This window comes from Ornithinibacillus halophilus, assembly GCF_900129485.1.
In the GTDB taxonomy this organism is placed as follows: Bacteria; Bacillota; Bacilli; order Bacillales; family Amphibacillaceae; genus Ornithinibacillus; species Ornithinibacillus halophilus.
The window spans coordinates 1-21,592 of sequence record NZ_FQVW01000022.1 but is presented as its reverse complement, the minus strand read 5'-3'; the positions used below and the strand labels follow the sequence as shown (position 1 = coordinate 21,592).

Below are 21,592 nucleotides of genomic sequence, written 5' to 3'. Positions count from 1 at the left end.
ATCATACACTCTTTTCTTATTTACTAAAACGTTTGGTAGGAGGCCATTCCATTTTACCTAGTGAAGATGGAGTAAAGTAGGATGAAGAATATTCTTTCTTCCTACGTTGCTTAGGTTTTGGTTGCCAATTTATATATTGATAGATTAGTTTCTTGGCTTGGGATAAGGACATTTTCGTTTGGGGGTTACGATAGTCGTGATCGAGTGTACCCAAATGCTCCAACTCTTGGAAGTCTTCTTTCGATGGAGGAATGTGAAAGTAATAATTGTCCACTTTTACTAGTAGTGTAGAATGCTGATTACTAAACTTAGGATGATCGGAAAAGTGAAGGCCGACTTTTTTGGCACGTCTTTCCTGTAGTAAACGATTAATAGATTCTTTTTTAATGTGATAAAGGTGACCTGGCTCAGGAGCAGTTTTAGCATGACGGTTCACCGTATAGATTGCTTTAGCTAATTCACTAACAGGAATTGCTTCTTGTGACATTATTTTTCCCCCTCTCTAACTAATAGAATACGTGTACCTATATAGTATATGAATGCTTGTCCGGATTCAAGGGAAAATAAAACAAAAAAGAGAGCTTAGTAGCTCTCTTGAGTCTATTGCATGCTTTTAATATCATCAACAATTTGGTCAATTTGTTCTTTTTGTAAGATGTATCCATTATAGCTCTTAATTGCATTTCCTTCAGGTGATACTAAATAGAAACTAACTCCGTGAAGTAATGCGTCATCATCTGGATATTGTTCAACTCTTGTTTTAAAAGACTCTTCAGCTATGTTTTGGATTGTTTCAAAATCATAACCAGTAAGGAATGTCCAATTATCAAAAGTAATATTTCTAGCTTCACCATATTCTTTCAATACTTCTGGTGTATCCGTTTCTGGATCGACACTAAATGACACAAATTCTACATCATTGATTCCTGCATCATTTAAAGCACTTTCGATTTTTTGTTTATTATATGTCATCTGCGGGCATTCCGTATCGCAGGTGGTGTAAATAAAATCAACAATCCAGAATTTATCCTCAAAATCAGATTTTGAAACTTCTTCACCATCTTGATTGGTGAAAGTGAAATCTTGAATTTCATAGGAGAAGTCACCTTCATATTTCGGACCACACGCAGCCAAAATAAGAGTTAGCAAGAGAATAGGAATGAGCTTCTTAAAGTTAATGTTCATAATATGTACCTCCATAATACAATCTCAAAAACAGTGTAGCATTTTTTTATACACAAAACTATTTTATAGATTGTAAGTTCACACTTTAATCCTATTTTATTCTATTAATTGTCATGAAATAGTTGAAATCTATTTTCTGTTTAATGTATACATGTGTATTTCAGGTTTACATAAGAACCGGTAAGGCATTCTCGTTGTGCCAATTCCTCTATTGACATATAATAATAATTTTCCATTGTCTAAACTATATTTTCCCTGTACATATTTCTCAGCATATGAAGGGGTATAGAGGTGTCCAATAAAAGGAAATCGAACTTGTCCACCATGACTATGACCAGATAACTGAATATCGACTGGATAATTAACAGCTTGATCTGCAAAGTCTGGTTCGTGGGCTAATAATATCGTAAATAAATCGGGATTAGCTGTATCTAAAGTTTTTGTTAAATTGGGTTTCCCTAACATAACATCGTCAATTCCAGCTAAAGTAATTCGATCATTACCAATTTCGATCTGATGATGGTTATTCATTAAGAGTTGAAAATCACTTTTTTCCATCACTTGTTTAATAATATCAGTCCCGTATCCACCATGGTCATGATTTCCGTATATCCAATATTTCCCATAACTAGCCTTGATATTTTTTAGTGATTGGATAATATGGTTATCCCATTGATATTCACTTGGTTCATCAACAAGGTCACCGGTGAAAACGACTATATCAGGATTTAATGTATTCATTTGCTTAATTAAATCATTAAATTGTTCTATGGAATAATGAAAACCAATGTGAGTATCGGAGAATTGTACAATTTTAAAGTCGTTAAAACTACTCGGTATTTTTTGGGAACGAATAGTCTCTTGCTTAATGGCTAACATGGAAGGCTCAATATCACGAGCGTAGTAATAGGTACCACCACTTACACCGACAAGTGTCAGAAGACTACCTATTGTTCGTTTAAGAAAAGATCTTCTGTTCATAATGACAACCTTTCTCGTATTCATTCTTAAAGATTATATCATGTTTCATTTCATTTTAACTATTCAATACTTCCAAAAAAAGAAAACTAAAATACTAGTGAGACTTAGGATACGATGCTGCACCAAAATGGTGTTTCGATTCATAGAATGTATAAATTACAATTATTGCTATTCCATTTACAGAGTTACCTTTTACTTAATAAATATTTGTTAACATCTATTGGCCTCGGTTTTTCTAATTAGTAAAATGTATTGTTTTTAATTAACTACAACGTAATTAATGATTCTACAGCTTGAACTATGCTACACTATAATTAGATACAAAAACTCCTTTTTGAGGAAGGGTTGTAATTACCAAGCAAACCGCACTTTATTGTAGTCTGTTTATTTTTTAGGGAGCGGTAACAAAAGGAGGAAATTAATCCCCTCCGATCGTTTAAAGTTTCAGTTTTAAAAGGAGCGATTGAAATGAGTGTTATTCAAGATGAAAAATTGACAGCGATTACAGTGGGTGAGTTAATGATACCATCTGAAAAAGTAGCTCACGTCCAAGTAAACAATCCTTTAGAACATGCGCTGTTAGTTCTTGTGAAGTCAGGATATTCTGCTGTACCTGTATTAGATGCATCTTATAAATTAGTTGGTACATTAGGCAAAACAATTATATTAAACCAAATATTAGGTCTTGAGCGGTTTGAATTCGAAAAATTATCCGATATGCGAGTACATGAAATTGTGAACACCGATATACCATGCTTATCAAAAGAAGCTTCATTATTAGATGGATTACATGCATTAATAAATTATCCATTCATATGTGTGACTGACTCTGATGGCTATTTTGATGGAATATTAACTAGACGTGCTATTTTAAAGCAAGTTCGAAAAAATTTTTATACAAATAATACAAATTAATAATCGATAAAAAATCATCCTTTATGTAAAGGGTGATTTTTTGTATTTGCAAAGAAATGAGATAACCTTCCGACTTTTTAGGTAATATTTGTTGCCACTATTTTTGTGCTCTGATAAAGTAATAAAGAATACTACATAAGGAGGCTATCCGAATATGAAAATGATGGATGCAAATGAAATTATTAGCTTTATTTCAAATAGTAAAAAGAGCACCCCTGTTAAAGTATATGTGAAGGGTGAGAAACTGGATTCTATAAATTATGGTGATTCTATTCAAGCTTTTGTTGAGCAACAAAGTGGTGTCTTATTTGGAGAATGGAAAGAGATTTCCTCACTATTGGATAACCATAAAGAAGTGATCGCTGATTATGTTGTAGAAAATGATCGTAGAAATTCGGCTATACCTTTACTTGATCTGAAGAATATTAATGCCCGTATTGAACCAGGTGCTGTAATTCGTGATCAAGTTGAAATAGGTGATGGCGTTGTAATTATGATGGGAGCAATGATTAATATAGGGGCAGTAGTTGGAGAAGGAACAATGATTGATATGAATGCTGTACTCGGAGGTCGCGCTACGGTAGGAAAGAACTGTCATATTGGTGCAGGTACTGTTTTAGCTGGGGTTATTGAACCACCATCAGCAAAACCTGTTGTGGTTGAGGATGATGTTGTAATTGGTGCAAATGTTGTAGTATTAGAAGGAGTTACGATTGGGAAAGGTGCTATCGTAGCAGCGGGTGCAATTGTAACAAAAGATGTTGCGCCTAATACTCTAGTAGCAGGCACACCTGCAAAAGTATTAAAAGAGATTGATGAAAATACGAAATCCAAAACAGAGATTAAACATGAGTTACGCAAATTAGATAATTAGTAGGCGATATACATGGACTTAACGACTTTAAGAACGATAAGACGTGATTTACACCAAATACCAGAGTTAGGGTTCCAAGAGAACGAAACACAGCATTACTTGCTAAATAAAATTAAAGAATTCGCTAATGAACGTGTTGAGATTGAAACATGGAAGACTGGTATTCTTGTAAAAGTTTCTGGTAAGAATCCGTCAAAAACAATTGGGTATCGAGCTGATATTGATGGACTTCCTATTATGGAAGAAACTGAATTAGAGTTTGTTTCACGAACCGAAGGAAGAATGCATGCGTGCGGACATGATTTTCATATGACGATTGCATTAGGAGCGTTACAATCTATTATTAATAACCCTATTGATGATCATGTTGTTTTCATTTTCCAACCTGCAGAGGAAGGTCCTGGTGGAGCATTACCTATGATTCAATCTACTGAATTTACTAGACGGAAACCGGATTGTATATTTGCTCTACATATTGCTCCAGAACTACCTGTTGGAACCGTTTCTACAAAAGAAGGGTTATTATTTGCAAATACTAGTGAGCTATTTATCGATTTTGAAGGCAAAGGTGGACACGCTGCGTTCCCGCATTTAACAAAAGATATGACAGTTGCAGCGAGCAATTTTATCGTTCAACTTCAACAAATCGTATCAAGAAATATCGATCCATTAGATAGTGCAGTAGTAACTATAGGTAAAATGGAAAGTGGCTATGTTCAAAATGCTATTGCAGAACAAGCTCGCCTTGAAGGAACCATTCGGTCCTTAAAGCCTGAAACTATTGATGTTGTAAAAGAACGATTAGAAGCTTTAATGCGTGGTTTTGAAATAAGCTATGACTGTAAGATCGATGTGGATTATGGCGCAAATTATTATCAAGTTTATAACGATAAAAAATATGTAGAATATTTTAAAGAAAGCATTGATCAAACAGGTATATCCTATGTGGAAGCACAAAAAGCAATGACTGGAGAAGACTTCGGTTATATGTTGAAAGAAATTCCCGGATTCATGTTTTGGCTTGGAGTGGATTCTCCATTTGGATTACATAGTTCTAAATTAAATCCAAAAGAAGAAGCATTAGAAGTAGGAGTAAAGGCCGTAGTAAACACGTTAAAATATCTTTCGAAAAAATAAATGAATATTTACTTCTATAACGCTCAAACTAAGTAAGAAATTTACATACTTACTTAGAGGAGTGAAGTAAATGGCACGTATCGGTGTGGAAGGTACACTTTCTGATGTAAAAGATGCATTAATGGAAATGGGACATGAAGTTGTAGATTTACGTTCAGAAGCAGATACTGCACAATGTGATTGTTGTGTGATTTCTGGTCAGGATAAAGACGTAATGGGTATTGCCAATGCAAGTATGGCTGGTCCTGTCATTAATGCCGGTGGACAAAACGCTGAAGACGTTTGTCAAATGGTTAATAATAAGTTGAGCTAATCGTTAAATAAAGCTACCTCCATAGTAATAGCTAAGGTGAGGTAGCTTTTTTATTATGGCAGTGTTTGGCTTTTTATAGAATTATAGGGACTCTGGTTAAAGGAAAGTCGTTCTCGATGCCGGAAGCCTAAGAGAATCCATAGCTATGGTAACCGAGGAAGGTTCTCGATGCCGGAAGCTCACTCCAATCCAAGGCTACGGTAACCGAAGGAGGTTCTCGATGCCGGAAGCCCAACTCAATCCAGCTCTACGGTAACCGAGGAAGGTTCTCGATGCCGGAAACTCACTCCAGACCAAAGCTACGGTAACCGAGGGAGGTTCTCGATGCCGGAAGCTCCATCCAATCCGCTGCTACGGTAACCGAGGGAGGTTCTCGATGCCGGAAGCTCACTCCAATTCAAAGCTACGGTAACCGAGGAAGGTTCTCGATGCCGGAAACTCACTCCAATCCAAAGCTACGGTAACCGAGGAAGGTTCTCGATGCCGGAAACTCACTCCAATCCAAGGCAACGGTAACCGAAGAAGGTTCTCGATGCCGGAAGCTCACTCCAACTCAAAGCTACGGTAACCGAAGAAGGTTCTCGATGCCGGAAGCCCAACTCAATCCGCTGCTACGGTAACCGAAGAAGGTTCTCGATGCCGGAAGCCCAACTCAATCCGCTGCTACGGTAACCGAGGAAGGTTCTCGATGCCGGAAGCTCAACTCAAACCAAAGCTACGGTAATCGATAGAGCCCTTCAATGCCCCTTAGCCCAATTTTATAATCTAGTAACAATCATTAATCACAATTCTTATACGATTGCTATTTCCTTTCAAATAGATGTTTATATAATTCAGGGACTGGCTATACTACTAATTGTGAAAATAATGTATCTTTCTTGTGACAATAAATTGAATCGTTAGTAAGGTAGTCAAAACTGCATTGACTTTGAAAAAAATAGCTCCATATAATTATAGATGGGGCGGATAAATATCTTAATTGGAGGGATTACATATGGCAGAAAGAATGGTAGGTAAACAAGCACCACGATTTGAAATGGATGCTGTTATGCCTGATAAGGAATTCGGTAAAATTAGTTTAGAAGAGATTATGAAAGAAGATAAGTGGACAGTCCTATTCTTTTATCCAATGGACTTTACATTTGTATGTCCAACTGAAATCACAGCAATGTCCGATCGATATGATGAATTTGAAGATCTAGATGCCGAGGTAGTTGGGGTATCAACTGATACGATACATACTCATTTAGCATGGATTAATACGTCACGTGATGACAACGGATTAGGCGAATTAGCATATCCATTAGCTGCAGATACAAATCATTCTGTTGCAAAAGATTATGGTGTGCTTATTGAAGATGAAGGTGTAGCGCTTCGAGGTTTGTTTATCATCAACCCAGAAGGTGAACTACAATATCAAACTGTTTTTCATAATAATATTGGCCGAGATGTTGACGAAACATTACGTGTCCTACAAGCATTGCAAACTGGTGGGCTTTGTCCTGCGAACTGGAAGCCGGGTCAAGAAACGTTATAAGCATCGACAACTTATCGATAAGTTGAATAGTATATTATAGCTGACTCTGATAAGGCATTTTAAGTGAGTCAGCTCTTTTTGATACAACTATAGGAGGTAACGAAATGAAGTTAAGAGATCAGATGCCCGAGCTAGAGGGAGCTACAACTTGGTACAATAGTAATCCAATAACAAAAGATGAATTATTAGGGGAAAAACCAACATTAATTCATTTTTGGTCTGTTAGCTGTGGGCTATGCAAAGAGGCAATGCCTAACGTAAATGAATTCCGTGATGAGTATAAAGATGAATTAAATGTAATTGCCGTTCATATGCCACGTTCTGAAAAAGATACAGACTTAGATCAAGTTAAAGAAGTAGCAGCAGAACATGATATTACACAACCGATCTTCGTTGATAACCAACATAAACTAACAGATGCATTTGATAATAAATATGTTCCAGCGTATTATGTCTTTGACGGAACAGGAAAGCTGCGTCATTTCCAAGCGGGTGGTGGAGGCATGAAAATGCTTCGTAAACGTGTCAATAGGGTGTTGGGGAAACCCGTTAAATAAAACATATTTCAATACTGAAAAAGTGTCGTACTTAAGTGGCGACGCTTTTTTTGTGTAGAAATTATTGATTTACTAATAATTCCATTTAGATTAAATATAATTTTTAAAAATTTAAGTAAAAAGTGTAGCAATTTATTTCGGAAACCGTTATATTAGTAATTACGTAATAAAAAAAACTTCTTAGAGGAGGGGAAATTAAATGGATACATTTAAAAAATTAAAGAAATTTTATTGGCCTTATAGGAAATACTTCTTTACATCTTTGTTTTTCTTACTATTTGTAACGGCGATAACGGTTGTGTATCCAATTATTTTACAATTAACAATTGATGAAGTTGTTTTGGGGGACCAATATGATTTAATCCCTTATATTTCAATTGGATTTTTACTACTAATGATTGTAAAAGGTGTATCAACCTATTTTCACCAGTATTTAGGGGATTTATTTGGGATTACATCCGTTTATAAAGTAAGAAATCGACTTTATGAAAAACTACAGGTATTGTCATTTAAATATTATGATAATGCTAAAACTGGTGACATCATGTCCAGATTAACAGCAGACGTTGAAGGATTTCGATTTTTCCTTTCCGTTGGTTTCGCAGAATTAATAAGAATTACATTACTAATCTTATTTAGTTTAAGCGTAATGTTTTATTATTCAGTACCACTTGCTGTAGTTACTATGGCTGCGATGCCGTTTCTAGCAATTGTTGTATTTAAGTTTGATAAACGTGTACACCCGGCTTTTAGAGGAATACGTAAATCATTTGGTCGATTAAATACAAGAGTTCAAGAGAATGTCAGTGGGATGAATACAGTAAAATCATTATCAAGAGAAGACTTCGAGATTGGAAGATTCTCGGAAAACAACGATAATTATCGTCAAAATTACCTTTTCACATCGAATATATGGTCTAAATACATGCCGTTCATGGAATTTATTGGGAATATTTGTGTGGTTGCCTTGCTTGCATTTGGAGGGTATCTTGTAGTCTCAGGTAATATTGAACTTGGGGTACTTGTAGCATTCTTTAACTTAGTATGGTATATACTTGGACCACTTATGAACTTAGGGTTTGTCGTGAACCAATTCTCACAAGCAAAGGCTTCTGGGGAACGATTATTAGAGATACTTGAACAAGAAGAACATATTACCGAAAAGGAAAATGCAGTAAGTACACCAATTAAAGGGCATGTAACTTTCAACAATGTTTCATTAACGTATGTAGAAGATGATGATACGGCCCTTAAAAATATAAGTTTCGACGCACCACCTGGTAAAGTAATCGGGTTAATTGGAGCGACAGGCTCTGGTAAAACTAGTATTACTCAACTGATTACTAGATTTTACGAACCAGAAGAAGGCGAAGTACTTGTAGATGGAAGACCTGTTTCAGATTATCAATTGAAGACGTTAAGAAGCCATATTGGATTTGTCTTACAGGAGTCATTCTTATTCTCCACAACCATTAGGGAAAATATTGCTTATGGAAACCCTGATGTAACGGATGAACAAATCATCGATGCAGCAAAACGAGCGCAAGCCCATGACTTTATTACGGATATGCCAAATGGGTATGATACGTTACTCGGTGAAAGAGGAATGGGATTATCCGGAGGTCAAAAGCAACGAATTGCGATTGCTCGTGCGATCTGTGTTAACCCTAGTATTCTAGTGTTAGATGACGCAACTTCAGCTGTCGATATGGAGACAGAATTTAAGATCCAAAAAGCATTAAAAGAAGTAATGAAGGGTAGAACAACATTTATTATTGCTCACCGAATTTCGTCATTGAAACATGCAGATGAAATATTAGTGTTAGAAGATGGAAAAATTATTGAACGTGGTCAGCATGATTTCTTATTAAGTAATAATGGACCATACCAACGAATCTATGACATACAATATCAAGATCGTGAAGCGATCATGAGTGTGGCGCATTAAGGAGGGAAATCAATGGCTAAAACAAAGGAAAAAATAAAAGAAGATCGGCACCTAAAACGATTTCATTATACTGTTGAACATGCAATTGAAAAACCATTCAACTGGAAGCAGCTTTGGAGACTATTGGTTTTCCTAAAACCATACTCTAAAAATTATTTGCCTGCATCTTTATTAGCGATGTTGGTATCTACTGCTGTACGATTACTTGTTCCAATTTTAATTGGTAAGGTTGCTATTGATATTGCACTTGCTAATGAGGATACCACTCTACTAACCTATTTGGTATTTGGGATAGCAGCGTTATACCTAGTTAGCTATATAGGAAATGTTTTCCGTATAAAATGGGTAAACATTTTAGGGCAGAATGTAATTTATGATTTAAGGCAGAAATTATTTTCACATGTACAACGATTATCACATCGTTTCTTTGACCAACGTTCAGCTGGGTCAATTCTAGTTCGTATTATGAATGATACAAACTCATTACAAGAACTATTTACAAATGGGATCATCAATCTAATTATGGATATTATTACGTTAACTAGTATTATCATAATTTTACTGGTATTAGATGTAAAATTGGCATTAGCGATTATGGTCATTATTCCATTAATGTTCTATATTTCAACGAAGCTAAGAAGGAATATTCGTCGCTCTTGGCAAGATGTTCGTATCCAACAATCACGGATGAATTCTCACTTAAATGAAAGCATCCAAGGAATTAGAATTACACAGTCATTTTCTCAGGAAAAAGAAAACACAGAATTCTTTAATGGTGTAAATACAGATAACTTCGAAAGTTGGAGAGTAGCATCTAAAAAGAGTGCGATGTTCCGACCAATGGTGGAACTTTGTAATGCAATAGGTACAATTATATTAATTTCTTATGGTGCGTACTTAATTCTGTTAGGAGAAGAAAATGGTGGAATAGCAATTGGTACCTTTGTCATATTTACTTTCTTCTTAGGTATGTTCTGGGAACCAATTTCACGCTTGGGCCAAATGTACAATCAACTATTAATGGCAATGGCAGCATCAGAACGTATTTTTGAATATTTAGATGAGCAACCAAATGTAGAGGAAAAAACAGATGCGAAAGAATTAACAGAGATGGATGGACATATCGAGTTTGAACGCGTTCAATTCTCATATGACGAAGAACGAATTGCCTTGCATGAAATCTCCTTAGATATAAAAGCTGGGCAAACAATAGCGCTTGTAGGGCATACAGGAAGTGGTAAATCTACAATTGCTAACTTAATAAGTCGTTTTTATGATCCGACAAAAGGAGCCGTTAAAATTGATGGCCATGATTTACGAGATGTAAAATTAGACAGTCTTCGCCAACAAATTAGCGTTGTATTACAAGACACATTTATCTTCTCAGGTACAATACTTGAGAATATCCGTTTTGGTAATCCAGGTGCTACTGATGAAGAAGTAATGGAAGCAGCAAAAGTTGTTGGGGCTGATGAATTTATCCAAAGGCTTGCAAATGGCTATCATACGGAAGTAGAAGAACGAGGAAACATTCTATCTGCTGGGGAAAGGCAGTTATTGTCGTTTGCAAGAGCGTTGTTAGCTGACCCGAGAATTCTAATTCTTGATGAAGCAACAGCAAGTATTGATACTGAAACAGAAGTGAAAATTCAGTTAGCATTAAAGAAATTATTAAAAGGAAGAACGGCTATAATTATTGCCCATCGATTATCAACTATTCGTGAATCTGATAATATATTCGTTCTTGAACAAGGAAAAGTATTAGAAAATGGAAATCACCAAGAGCTAATGCAACAAAAAGGTGAATACTATGATTTGGTTAAATCACAATTTCAAATGCTAGATGCCATATAATTTAGGAAGCAATCTCTTAGAAAGAGGTTGCTTCTTTTTGGTTCACTTGGTAGAGTTAATTATTATAGAAAGAAGTATTTGGAGGAACTGTTATGAAAAGAGAATTTGCGGTTATTGGCCTTGGGAGATTCGGAGGAAGTATCTGCCAGGAATTGAGTAGAGAGGGAATGGAAGTACTGGCAATTGATAATGATGAAGATAAAGTAAATGAATTTAAAAATATTGCTTCTCATGCTGTTATTGCAGATTCTACAGATGAAGCGTCACTTAAGGAGTTAGGAATAAAAAATATTGATCATGTTATTGTGGCGATAGGGGATAACATTCAAGCAAGTATCTTAACAACAGTAATCTTAACCGACCTCGGAATTAAAAAAATTACAGTTAAGGCACAGAATGATTACCATGAAAAGATTTTGAATAGGATAGGGGCTAATACCGTTGTTCATCCAGAACGAGACATGGGGAAAAGAATTGCTCATAGTATAATCTCTAATAATATCTTAGATTACTTAGAGTTATCCGATGACCATAGTATTGTTGAGGTTAAAGCAGGGAAGCGAATGGTTGGTAAATCTGTGGTAGAACTTGATATTCGTGCAAATTATGGTTGTAACGTTGTAGCAATAAAGCAAGGCAAGCAAATCAATGTTTCGCCAGGACCAACTGATGTTTTATATGAAGGAGATATTTTGATTGTTGTTGGTGCAGATAAGGACATTTCTAGATTTGAAAAACACTTAGTTATAGATGATTAAAATCAAAAAAGAGGTAAGTTACTATCGAATGTGATAGTACTTACCTCTTTTTTTAGATGTCTAGCTCCGAGCGCCTGCGACTAGCGAGACTTCCTTCGCCTCCGTACGATAAGTCAACATCGACTCCCGTTGGTCGTCGTGTTTCCTTTATCTCCTACGCCTCAGTCCAGTCCGTACGTCGCAAAGCGGGCGCTCTCTAGCTTTTCTTATTATACCTCCATAATGATAGGTAGTATCATTGGACGGCGTTTTGTTTTTTCATATAAGAATGGTGCAATTGTGTCAATAATTTCATTCTTAATCTCGGACCATTGAGAAGTTCTTCTTTCCATAACTTTATTCAAGTGTTTAGAAACAAGTTTTTGTGCCTCATTAATCAAGTCTTCTGATTCTCTCATGTAAACAAATCCTCTTGAGATAATATCAGGACCTGCAGAGATTTGGAACTCTTTCATATTAATACTTACTACAACAATTACTAACCCTTCTTCAGAAAGGATACGTCGATCTCTTAGAACAATGTTTCCGATATCGCCAATTCCACTACCATCAACATAAATGGCGCCGGATGGTATTTTACCAGCAACTGTGGCTGTGTCTTTGCCTAACGCTAATACATCACCGTTGTCCATAATAAAGGAATTGTCAGGTTCTACTCCACAAAGCTCAGCAAGTTTCGTATGTTCTTTCAACATACGATATTCACCATGAATAGGCATGAAGTAGGTTGGATTCATTAATCGTAGCATTAATTTTTGTTCTTCTTGACTACCATGACCAGATGTATGAATATCACTAAGCTTTCCGTGTATTACGTCTGCACCGGCGCGGTAAAGTTTATTGATAGTTCGGCTAACACTAATTGTATTTCCAGGGATTGGAGATGACGAAAATACAACTGTATCGCCAGGGTGTATTTGGATTTGACGGTGTGTTCCATTAGCAATTCTGGAAAGAGCAGCCATTGGTTCACCTTGAGATCCTGTACATAGAATCGTTACTTCATCTGCTGGAAGGCGATTAATCTGATTTGCATCAATAAAGGTGTCTTTTGGTGCTTGGATATATCCAAGTTCTTGTCCTAGATTGATTGCAGACTCCATGCTGCGGCCAAATACAGCAATTTTACGTTTGTTTTTCACTGCAGCAGATACGACTTGCTGCAAACGGTAGATGTTGGATGCAAAAGTTGCAAAAATAATTCGTCCATCAACACGTCCGAATATATCATGAATATTACCCTCTACAACCTTTTCAGAGAGTGTAAAGCCAGGAATCTCACTATTTGTACTATCAGATAGTAAGCATAATACTCCTTCTTTTCCAATCTCAGCCATCTTTGTTAAATTAGCAGGGTCGCCAATTGGAGTGAAATCAAATTTGAAATCCCCAGTATGAACAATGTTCCCTGGTGGTGTTTTAACAACTACACCAAATGAATCTGGAATACTATGGGTTGTACGGAAAAAGCTAACGGCAGTTTTTCTAAATTTAATAATATCGTCTTCTTGAATGGTGTGTAACTTGGCATTTCTTAATAAACCGTGTTCTTCTAATTTATTTCTAATGAGTCCAATCGCAAGTTTACCAGAGTAAATGGGTACATTTATTTCACGTAATAAATAGGGAATGCCACCAATGTGGTCTTCATGACCGTGAGTGACAAATAGCCCTTTTATCTTATCTTGATTTTGAACTAGATAAGTGTAGTCAGGAATTACGTAATCGATACCTAATAATTCATCCTCAGGAAATTTAATACCAGCGTCGATTAGTATAATTTCATCCTGGAATTGGACTCCATACGTATTTTTTCCAATCTCACCTAGTCCACCTAGTGCGAAAACAGCTGCTTGATCATTTTTTACAAATTTCATAATCTAAACTGTCTCCAACTCGAATGTTTCCGAATCTTTCTCATAGTCTAAATGTGCTCCATCAATCTCTTGGATAAATTCAATATTTATTTTGCGATCACTAAGTTTATGTCGGACTTCTTTAGCAGAATTTGCTTCTAGATACAAGCTTTTTGTTCTTTCACGAACAGGAACTTCATTCGGAATTTCCTGATATAATACTTTAAAAATCATTTTATCTCTCCTAACATCTATTTCTCTAAAAATTACCATTCAAGTATTTAACTGCCTATGTACTATGTTAAAAAAACGCACAATTATTACCGTTGCCATAATACATGTTTTCCCGAAACTCCTAACTTATCAACATAATAGTACCATGATTAAAGAATATGATGACTATTTCGATGGGAGTAATATTAATCATTGCGGTAGATAATGAGGTGCAACGTTATAGTTGCACCTTTAATCTTTATATGTTGTTGGTACACGTCCTTGGCCTATGAAATCCTTCCAGCGTTTTTTTAGCTTTTCTTTCAAACGCTTTAACATGGAAGATCCATCTCCTTTCGTTAATTTCAAGAAAAGCGTAAAAACGTTCTACCGATCCAATCCCTATTAGTTATAGTATAGTACGGATTTTGATTTTTTGAAATAAAAATCACCTATATTTTAATAAAAAACTTTTTTCATCAACTTTCCTATTCTATCCAAATTCAATATTCTATAACGTAAAGCTAGAAGAAAACACTAGAAATTAGGCTAGGTTTCGTGTTTATCTACGTATATTTTTTACGAAGTTAGCTTTCTTATTCATGATTCAACTAGATATAAAAAAGCCAGCATCATTTTGCTGGCTTTTAATTTCGACTTTATTCAATTGCTTTAGAGTTTTCTGGAATTGAAAATGGATTTTCGGAATTGATGTGATCATAGAACATGACCCCATTTAGATGATCAATCTCATGCTGGAATACGATAGCAGCATAGTCTCTAAGTCGTAATTTCACTTGATTTCCTTCTAAGTCAGTTGCTTTTATAGTTATTCGAGCGTAGCGTGGCACATATCCCTCTACATTTCTATCAACGGATAAACAACCTTCACCCGCAGCTAAATAAGCTTTTTCTACAGAATGGCTAACAATTTTAGGATTGAAAAGTCCGTAGCTATAATGTTTCCCATTTAAATCTTCAAAATGAACAGCCAACATTCGCTTTTCAATTCCTAACTGTGGTGCTGCTAGACCTACACCAGGACGCAAATTATATTGTGAGCAAATTTTTTCGTCTTGACTATTTTTCAAAAAAGTTAGCATATCTTCCAAAAGTAGTTTCTCTTCATCTGTAGGTGGAAGGTTAACTTCTTTTGCGACTTTACGTAATGAAGGGTGGCCTTCTCTTACGATATTTTCCATTGTTATCATCTTCATAATACCCCCAGTATGTCATTAGAAATAAATTATAAGTTAAACTTCACGATTAACCATGTACAGTAATTTATTCTATAAATATGATATGTTGTGCTAATTATTAAGTTTATCATAAAGTTTGTACATAAATCATAAATTAACTATTAACTCCTAGTAAAAATCTATCAATATTTTTATGATATAAATGTATTATATATGGTATACTAAAAATTATGAAATGCATACATAATATGATACTCAGCATGAACACAAGAGGGGGAAAGGTACGTGAGATTTAAAAAAACAGCTATTGCATTAACAATAAGTATGGCAGCTATTTTAACTGCATGTGGAGAGTCTGTCGATACAGAAATCTATAACCACTTAGAAGAAGCAGTGACTTTAGAAGAGGGTTATGAGGAACAACAAGAGACTATTGCAAAGTTAGAGAAGCAGGAACAAGAAATTTATAGCCAAATAATTGAACTTGGTATAGATGATTTTGACCAAATTAAAGAACTATCAAAAGAAGCATTAGCTATTATTGCTGAAAGACAGGAAAAAATTGATATTGAAAAAGAAAGCATTGATTCAGCTCGAGAGGAATTTCTGAATACAGAATCATTAATTACAGAAATTGAAGAAGAAAAAGCAAAAGAAACGGCAGAAAAGATGTACCAGACAATGGAAGAACGTTATAATGCGTACGATGATTTATATCAAGCCTATTCTGATTCATTGTCATTAGAAGAAGAGTTATATACAATGCTACAATCTGAGGACATTAAACAAGAAGAGATAACCGAACATATTCAGAAAGTAAATAGTAGTTACCAAACTGTGATCGAAGCTAACAATCAATTTAACGAGTATACTGTACAGTATAATGATTTAAAGAAAGAATATTATGAAATTGCCGATATTAATGTAAGTTATTCTGAATAAGCTTACTTATTGAAAGAGTTTGCTAATCAATTACCTACGTGCCTATCAAGAAAAGGCTGTGGTAAAGATGGCAGGCTCTTTTTCTATGTTTATTAATAATGTAGTAAAGATATTGATACAGAGGTGAATATGTCTCTGTAACAGATTATTGATATTTGTAAAATGAAAAAACTTGTTATCAGTATAATTATTTGATAAACAAAGTAGTTGACCGATAATGTGGTGATGAGATAAACTTTAGATGAGTAAAAATTGTACCAGTTATTTTTAAGGTTTTTATGTAACAGTTTATACTTAACGAATTACTCACTCTCTTTTTTACAACTATAGAAATATGCTTAAAAATGGTACAGAATTTCTCATGTTTTGGGAAGGATAGTAAAGATAATAATAATGGATATAAGAAAGGAAGAGGTGAACTATTTTGAAACACGTATTAGAAAGTGTGGAAAGTCAGTTCGAAATGTTCCAGATTCTTAATGAAGATGGAGAAATAGTTAATAAGGATGATGTACCTGATTTATCTGATGATGAATTAAAGGAACTTATGCGTCGTATGGTATACACTCGTATTTTAGATCAACGTTCGATTGCTTTAAATCGTCAAGGGCGTTTAGGTTTCTATGCACCGACAGCTGGGCAAGAAGCTTCACAATTAGGGAGTCATTTTGCTCTTGAAAAAGAAGACTTTATTTTACCAGGGTATCGTGATGTGCCTCAGTTAATCTGGCATGGACTTCCTCTTTATCAAGCATTCCTATTCTCTAGAGGACATTTTCATGGGAACCAAATGCCTGAAGGTGTAAATGCTCTACCTCCACAAATTATTATTGGTGCACAGTATGTACAGGCTGCTGGTGTTGGTTTAGGTTTGAAAAAACGTGGTAAAAAAGCAGTTGCTATTACTTACACTGGTGACGGTGGTACTTCCCAAGGTGACTTCTACGAAGGGATAAACTTTGCAGGAGCTTATGGAGCAAACAATATATTTATAGTACAGAACAATGGCTTTGCTATATCTGTACCTCGTGAAAAACAAACAGCAGCAAAGACATTAGCACAAAAAGCAGTTTCAGCTGGAATCGAAGGAATTCAAGTTGATGGTATGGACGTTCTAGCAGTTTATGCAGCAACTAAACATGCTCGTGAGCGTGCAATCAATGGTGAAGGACCGATGTTAATAGAAACAATTACGTACCGTTATGGTCCACATACAATGGCAGGGGACGACCCAACTCGTTATCGTTCATCTGAAATGGATTCTGAGTGGGAGAAGAAAGATCCTTTAGTTCGTTTCCGTAAATATTTAGAATCTAAAAATCTTTGGTCTGAAGAAGAAGAAAACAAAGTAATTGATGAAGCGAAAGAAGAAATCAAGAAAGCTATTAAAGAAGCAGACAATTATCCAAAACAAAAAGTAACGGATTTAATTTCAAATATGTTTGAAGAACTTCCTGTTAACCTCCAAGAGCAGATGGAAGAATACAAAGCAAAGGAGTCGAAGTAAATCATGGCACAAATGACAATGATTCAAGCAATCACTGACGCTATGCGCACAGAACTAAAAAAAGATGAAAATGTGCTCGTATTTGGTGAAGATGTAGGTCAAAATGGTGGTGTTTTCCGTGCAACAGAAGGCCTGCAAAAAGAATTTGGGGAAGATCGTGTATTCGATACGCCATTAGCAGAATCTGGAATAGGTGGTTTAGCAATTGGTTTAGCATTACAAGGTTACAGACCTGTTCCTGAAATTCAATTCTTTGGCTTTGTATATGAAGTAATTGATTCCATCAGTGGTCAAATGGCACGTATGCGCTATCGTTCAGGTGGAACTCATACTGCTCCAATAACTGTTCGTTCACCTTTTGGTGGTGGGGTACACACGCCAGAATTACATGCTGACTCTCTAGAAGGATTAATGGCACAACAACCAGGACTAAAAGTTGTAATCCCATCAACTCCATATGATGCGAAAGGATTGCTAATCGCATCTATTAGAGATAATGACCCAGTTATATTTTTAGAGCACATGAAACTTTATCGTTCTTTCCGTGGGGAAGTACCTGAAGAAGAATATACAATTGAGTTAGGAAAAGCTGACGTAAAAAGAGAAGGAACAGATGTTACTATTGTAACTTATGGTGCGATGGTTCATGCTTCTCTAAAAGCTGCTGAAGAATTAGAGAAAAATGGTGTTAGTGTTGAAGTAATTGACTTAAGAACAGTATCACCAATTGATATTGAAACAATCGTAGAGTCTGTTAAGAAAACTAATCGGGTTGTTGTGGTTCAAGAGGCTCAAAGACAAGCAGGTGTTGCAGCTAATATTGTTTCAGAAATTCAGGAAAGAGCTATTTTACACCTAGAAGCACCTATTTTACGAGTTGCTGCACCAGATACAGTATATTCTTTCTCTGAAGCTGAAGAAGTTTGGCTACCAAATCATAATGACATCGTAGAAAAAGTAAACAACGTAATGAACTTTTAAGGAGGTAGTAGTTTATGGCTTTCGTATTTAAATTACCGGATATCGGTGAAGGAATTCATGAAGGTGAAATTGTAAAGTGGTTTGTAAATGAAGGTGACGAAGTAAAAGAAGACGATGTGCTTTGTGAAGTGCAAAATGATAAAGCCGTTGTAGAAATCCCGTCACCAGTTGAAGGTAAAGTTACTAAGATACATGTTGAAGAAGGTACTGTAGCTGTTGTAGGTGATAAATTAATTAGCTTTGATGCAGAAGGTTATGAGGATGAAGGTGAAGAGGAAGAAGCACCTGAAGTTTCAGAAGCTCCTCAAGAGACTGCTGAGAATTCACCTCAAACCAACAGTGAACAATCAACCGAAGAACAAGAAGAAGGTAAACGTGTTATTGCAATGCCTTCCGTTCGTAAATATGCTCGTGACAATAATGTAAACATTGCACAAGTAAATGGTTCTGGTAAAAATGGACGCATAACGAAAGAAGATATTAACAGCTTCTTAGGTGGGGAACAGGCAGTACCTAAAGCTCAAGAAACTGAAAAACCAGCAGCAGAAAGTGCACAACAACCTAAAACTTCTTCTGCTCCAGTTGAAGGTGAATTCCCTGAAACTAGAGAGAAAATGAGTCCTATTCGTAAATCTATTGCAAAAGCTATGGTTAATTCTAAAACGAAAGCACCTCATGTTACATTATTAGATGAAGTTGATGTAACAGAGCTAGTTGCCCACCGTAAGAAATTTAAACAAGTAGCTTTAGACCAAGAAATTAAATTAACTTATCTACCTTACGTAGTTAAAGCGTTAGTTTCTGCATTAAAACAATTCCCAATTCTAAATGCTTCTATTGATGATGCTACAGACGAAATTGTTCAAAAACATTATTACAATATTGGAATTGCTGCAGATACAGAAAAAGGATTATTAGTTCCAGTGGTTAAAAATGCGGATCGTAAATCAATTTTTGCTATCTCTTCCGAAATTAATGAATTGGCAGATAAGGCAAGAAGTGGTAAACTAGCACCTGATGAGATGAAAGGTGCATCAAGTACAATTACAAACATTGGTTCTGCTGGTGGTCAGTGGTTTACTCCTGTTATTAATTATCCAGAAGCTGCTATTTTAGGTATTGGCCGTATTGCGGAGAAACCAATTGTACGTGACGGAGAAATTGTTATTGCTCCAGTACTTGCATTATCATTGAGCTTTGACCACCGTATTGTAGATGGTGCTACAGCTCAATTAGCCTTAAATCAAATCAAACGTTTATTGAATGACCCACAATTAATCATGATGGAGGCGTAAGGTTATGGTAGTAGGAGATTTTCCAATCGAATTGGATACTTTAGTTGTAGGAGCAGGACCTGGGGGATATGTAGCTGCAATTAGAGCTGCTCAAACAGGACAAAAAGTAACGATTGTTGATAAAGGTGCATTAGGAGGAGTTTGTCTTAATGTAGGATGTATTCCTTCAAAAGCACTGATTCAAGCAGGACACCAAGTAGAGAATGCTCATGGAAGTGAAGATTTAGGAATTAAAACTGATAATGTTACAGTTGATTTTTCAAAAGTCCAAGAATGGAAGGCTTCTGTTGTTAAAAAGCTAACTTCTGGTGTTGAAGGGTTATTAAAAGGAAATAAAGTAGATATCGTTAAAGGCGAAGTATACTTTGTTGATAAAAATACTGTAAAAGTAATGGATGAGAAGTCTTCTCAAACTTACAAATTCAATAATTGTATTATTGCAACTGGTTCATCACCAATTGAAATTCCAACGTTCAAATTCTCTGACCGTGTATTGGATTCAACAGGTGCATTGAACTTAAAAGAAATTCCTAAGAAATTAGTTGTTATTGGATCCGGTTATGTTGGTACCGAGTTAGGTACTGCATATGCAAACTTCGGTACAGAAGTAACGTTCCTTGAGGGTGCTAAAGACATCTTGGGTGGATTTGAAAAACAAATGACTCAACTTGTTAAAAAAGGCCTTAAGAAAAAAGGTGCAAAAATTATCACTGAAGCGATGGCTAAAGGTGTAGAAGAAACAAAAGATGGCGTAACTGTAACTTACGAAGTAAAAGGTAAAGAAGAAAAAATTGATGCTGATTATGTGCTAGTAACAGTAGGTCGTCGTGCTAACACTAGTGAACTTGGTTTAGAACAAGTGGGTATTGAAATGGATGATCGAGGACTTGTTAAAGTAGATAAGCAATGTCGTACTAATGTTGAGAACATCTATGCAATTGGTGATATCGTTGCAGGTCCTGCACTTGCACATAAAGCATCTTACGAAGGTAAGATTGCTGCTGAAGCAATTGCAGGTGAAAAATCTGAGATTGATTACATTGGTATCCCAGCAGTTGCATTTACTGAACCAGAACTTGCTACAGTTGGTATGAGTGAAAGTGAAGCAAAAGAAGCTGGCTACGATGTGAAAGTTGCTAAATTCCCATTTGCTGCAAATGGTCGTGCACTTTCCTTAAATAATGCTGATGGTTTCTTAAAATTAGTGACTCGTAAAGAAGATGGATTAGTATTAGGTGGCCAAATTGCAGGTCCTAATGCAAGTGATATGATTTCTGAGGTAGGATTAGCAGTTGAATCAGGTATGACTGCTGAAGATATTGCCTTAACAATTCATGCGCATCCAACATTAGGTGAAATTACAATGGAAGCAGCTGAAGTTGCTATAGGTACACCAATTCATATGTTATAAGATAGAAAAAGAGCTGCGAGTGCAGCTCTTTTTTGTGCGACGGGCAGTTACACGTGGCGCTGACAACTAAGCGCCTGTTTTATCTCTTTTAGGACAGAGACGTCACTGAGGTGAAACGACTGGATGACA

The 21,592-nt window shown here is 35.8% G+C and carries 20 protein-coding genes; 14 read left to right on the top strand and 6 right to left on the bottom strand.

From position 1 onward, the window contains the following. Positions 1-16: 16 nt before the first annotated feature. The 3 genes from BUB12_RS10065 to BUB12_RS10055 all read right to left on the bottom strand — a co-directional run bounded on the left by BUB12_RS10065 (position 17) and on the right by BUB12_RS10055 (position 2,166). Positions 17-487: a YkyB family protein gene (locus BUB12_RS10065; protein WP_072890578.1), complete on the bottom strand. Its 471-nt coding sequence runs from the start codon at positions 485-487 to the stop codon at positions 17-19. Between the two features lie 113 nt (positions 488-600). Then, entirely contained in the window at positions 601-1,185 is a 585-nt protein-coding gene (locus tag BUB12_RS10060) for an SCO family protein (protein WP_072890576.1), read from the bottom strand. A gap of 129 nt (positions 1,186-1,314) precedes the next feature. Continuing rightward, positions 1,315-2,166 carry a metallophosphoesterase gene (locus BUB12_RS10055; protein ID WP_072890575.1) on the bottom strand — a complete coding sequence of 284 codons (852 nt, stop codon included), beginning with the start codon at positions 2,164-2,166 and terminating at the stop codon, positions 1,315-1,317. 468 nt (positions 2,167-2,634) lie between these two features. Here BUB12_RS10055 and cbpB point away from each other — a divergent pair, with 468 nt between their 5' ends. From cbpB to BUB12_RS10010, 9 genes are all read left to right on the top strand, one after another. Next, complete coding sequence (gene cbpB / locus BUB12_RS10050; protein ID WP_072890573.1) at positions 2,635-3,081, top strand: cyclic-di-AMP-binding protein CbpB; 447 nt, start codon at positions 2,635-2,637, stop codon at positions 3,079-3,081. 154 nt (positions 3,082-3,235) lie between these two features. Beyond that, a complete protein-coding gene (gene dapD, locus BUB12_RS10045) occupies positions 3,236-3,955 on the top strand; it encodes a 2,3,4,5-tetrahydropyridine-2,6-dicarboxylate N-acetyltransferase (RefSeq protein ID WP_072890572.1) in 720 nt (239 codons plus the stop codon). Between the two features lie 12 nt (positions 3,956-3,967). Next, positions 3,968-5,092 (top strand): N-acetyldiaminopimelate deacetylase, encoded by a 1,125-nt coding sequence (locus tag BUB12_RS10040; RefSeq protein ID WP_072890570.1) that lies wholly within the window; start codon positions 3,968-3,970, stop codon positions 5,090-5,092. A 70-nt stretch (positions 5,093-5,162) separates the two neighbouring features. Further along, on the top strand, positions 5,163-5,405 hold the full coding sequence (locus BUB12_RS10035; protein ID WP_072890569.1) for a YkuS family protein: 243 nt from the start codon (positions 5,163-5,165) through the stop codon (positions 5,403-5,405). A gap of 994 nt (positions 5,406-6,399) precedes the next feature. Beyond that, a complete protein-coding gene (locus BUB12_RS10030) occupies positions 6,400-6,942 on the top strand; it encodes a peroxiredoxin (protein ID WP_072890567.1) in 543 nt (180 codons plus the stop codon). 104 nt (positions 6,943-7,046) lie between these two features. Further along, entirely contained in the window at positions 7,047-7,499 is a 453-nt protein-coding gene (locus BUB12_RS10025) for a TlpA family protein disulfide reductase (protein WP_072890566.1), read from the top strand. A gap of 199 nt (positions 7,500-7,698) precedes the next feature. Further along, positions 7,699-9,447, top strand: a complete 1,749-nt coding sequence (locus BUB12_RS10020; RefSeq protein WP_072890564.1) for an ABC transporter ATP-binding protein — start codon at positions 7,699-7,701, stop codon at positions 9,445-9,447. Between the two features lie 12 nt (positions 9,448-9,459). Continuing rightward, complete coding sequence (locus BUB12_RS10015) at positions 9,460-11,301, top strand: ABC transporter ATP-binding protein (protein WP_072890562.1); 1,842 nt, start codon at positions 9,460-9,462, stop codon at positions 11,299-11,301. Between the two features lie 92 nt (positions 11,302-11,393). After that, complete coding sequence (locus tag BUB12_RS10010; RefSeq protein WP_072890560.1) at positions 11,394-12,059, top strand: potassium channel family protein; 666 nt, start codon at positions 11,394-11,396, stop codon at positions 12,057-12,059. Positions 12,060-12,268: 209 nt separating this feature from the next. Here BUB12_RS10010 and rnjA read toward each other — a convergent pair whose 3' ends face one another. The 3 genes from rnjA to def form a co-directional block, all read right to left on the bottom strand. Then, positions 12,269-13,936: a ribonuclease J1 gene (rnjA, locus tag BUB12_RS10005; protein WP_072890558.1), complete on the bottom strand. Its 1,668-nt coding sequence runs from the start codon at positions 13,934-13,936 to the stop codon at positions 12,269-12,271. A 3-nt stretch (positions 13,937-13,939) separates the two neighbouring features. Continuing rightward, on the bottom strand, positions 13,940-14,149 hold the full coding sequence (locus BUB12_RS10000) for a DNA-dependent RNA polymerase subunit epsilon (RefSeq protein ID WP_072890557.1): 210 nt from the start codon (positions 14,147-14,149) through the stop codon (positions 13,940-13,942). A gap of 638 nt (positions 14,150-14,787) precedes the next feature. Further along, positions 14,788-15,339, bottom strand: coding sequence for a peptide deformylase (gene def / locus BUB12_RS09995; RefSeq protein WP_072890555.1), 552 nt, complete (start codon positions 15,337-15,339; stop codon positions 14,788-14,790). Between the two features lie 273 nt (positions 15,340-15,612). Between def and BUB12_RS09990 the strand changes: the two genes are divergently transcribed. The 5 genes from BUB12_RS09990 to lpdA all read left to right on the top strand — a co-directional run bounded on the left by BUB12_RS09990 (position 15,613) and on the right by lpdA (position 21,463). Beyond that, complete coding sequence (locus tag BUB12_RS09990) at positions 15,613-16,269, top strand: YkyA family protein (RefSeq protein ID WP_234982648.1); 657 nt, start codon at positions 15,613-15,615, stop codon at positions 16,267-16,269. Between the two features lie 463 nt (positions 16,270-16,732). Continuing rightward, a complete protein-coding gene (gene pdhA, locus BUB12_RS09985) occupies positions 16,733-17,776 on the top strand; it encodes a pyruvate dehydrogenase (acetyl-transferring) E1 component subunit alpha (protein ID WP_200801053.1) in 1,044 nt (347 codons plus the stop codon). A gap of 3 nt (positions 17,777-17,779) precedes the next feature. After that, a complete protein-coding gene (locus tag BUB12_RS09980; RefSeq protein WP_072890552.1) occupies positions 17,780-18,757 on the top strand; it encodes an alpha-ketoacid dehydrogenase subunit beta in 978 nt (325 codons plus the stop codon). A gap of 14 nt (positions 18,758-18,771) precedes the next feature. Further along, positions 18,772-20,052, top strand: coding sequence for a dihydrolipoamide acetyltransferase family protein (locus BUB12_RS09975; RefSeq protein ID WP_072890550.1), 1,281 nt, complete (start codon positions 18,772-18,774; stop codon positions 20,050-20,052). Between the two features lie 4 nt (positions 20,053-20,056). Next, a complete protein-coding gene (gene lpdA, locus BUB12_RS09970) occupies positions 20,057-21,463 on the top strand; it encodes a dihydrolipoyl dehydrogenase (RefSeq protein ID WP_072890549.1) in 1,407 nt (468 codons plus the stop codon). Positions 21,464-21,592 lie beyond the last annotated feature (129 nt).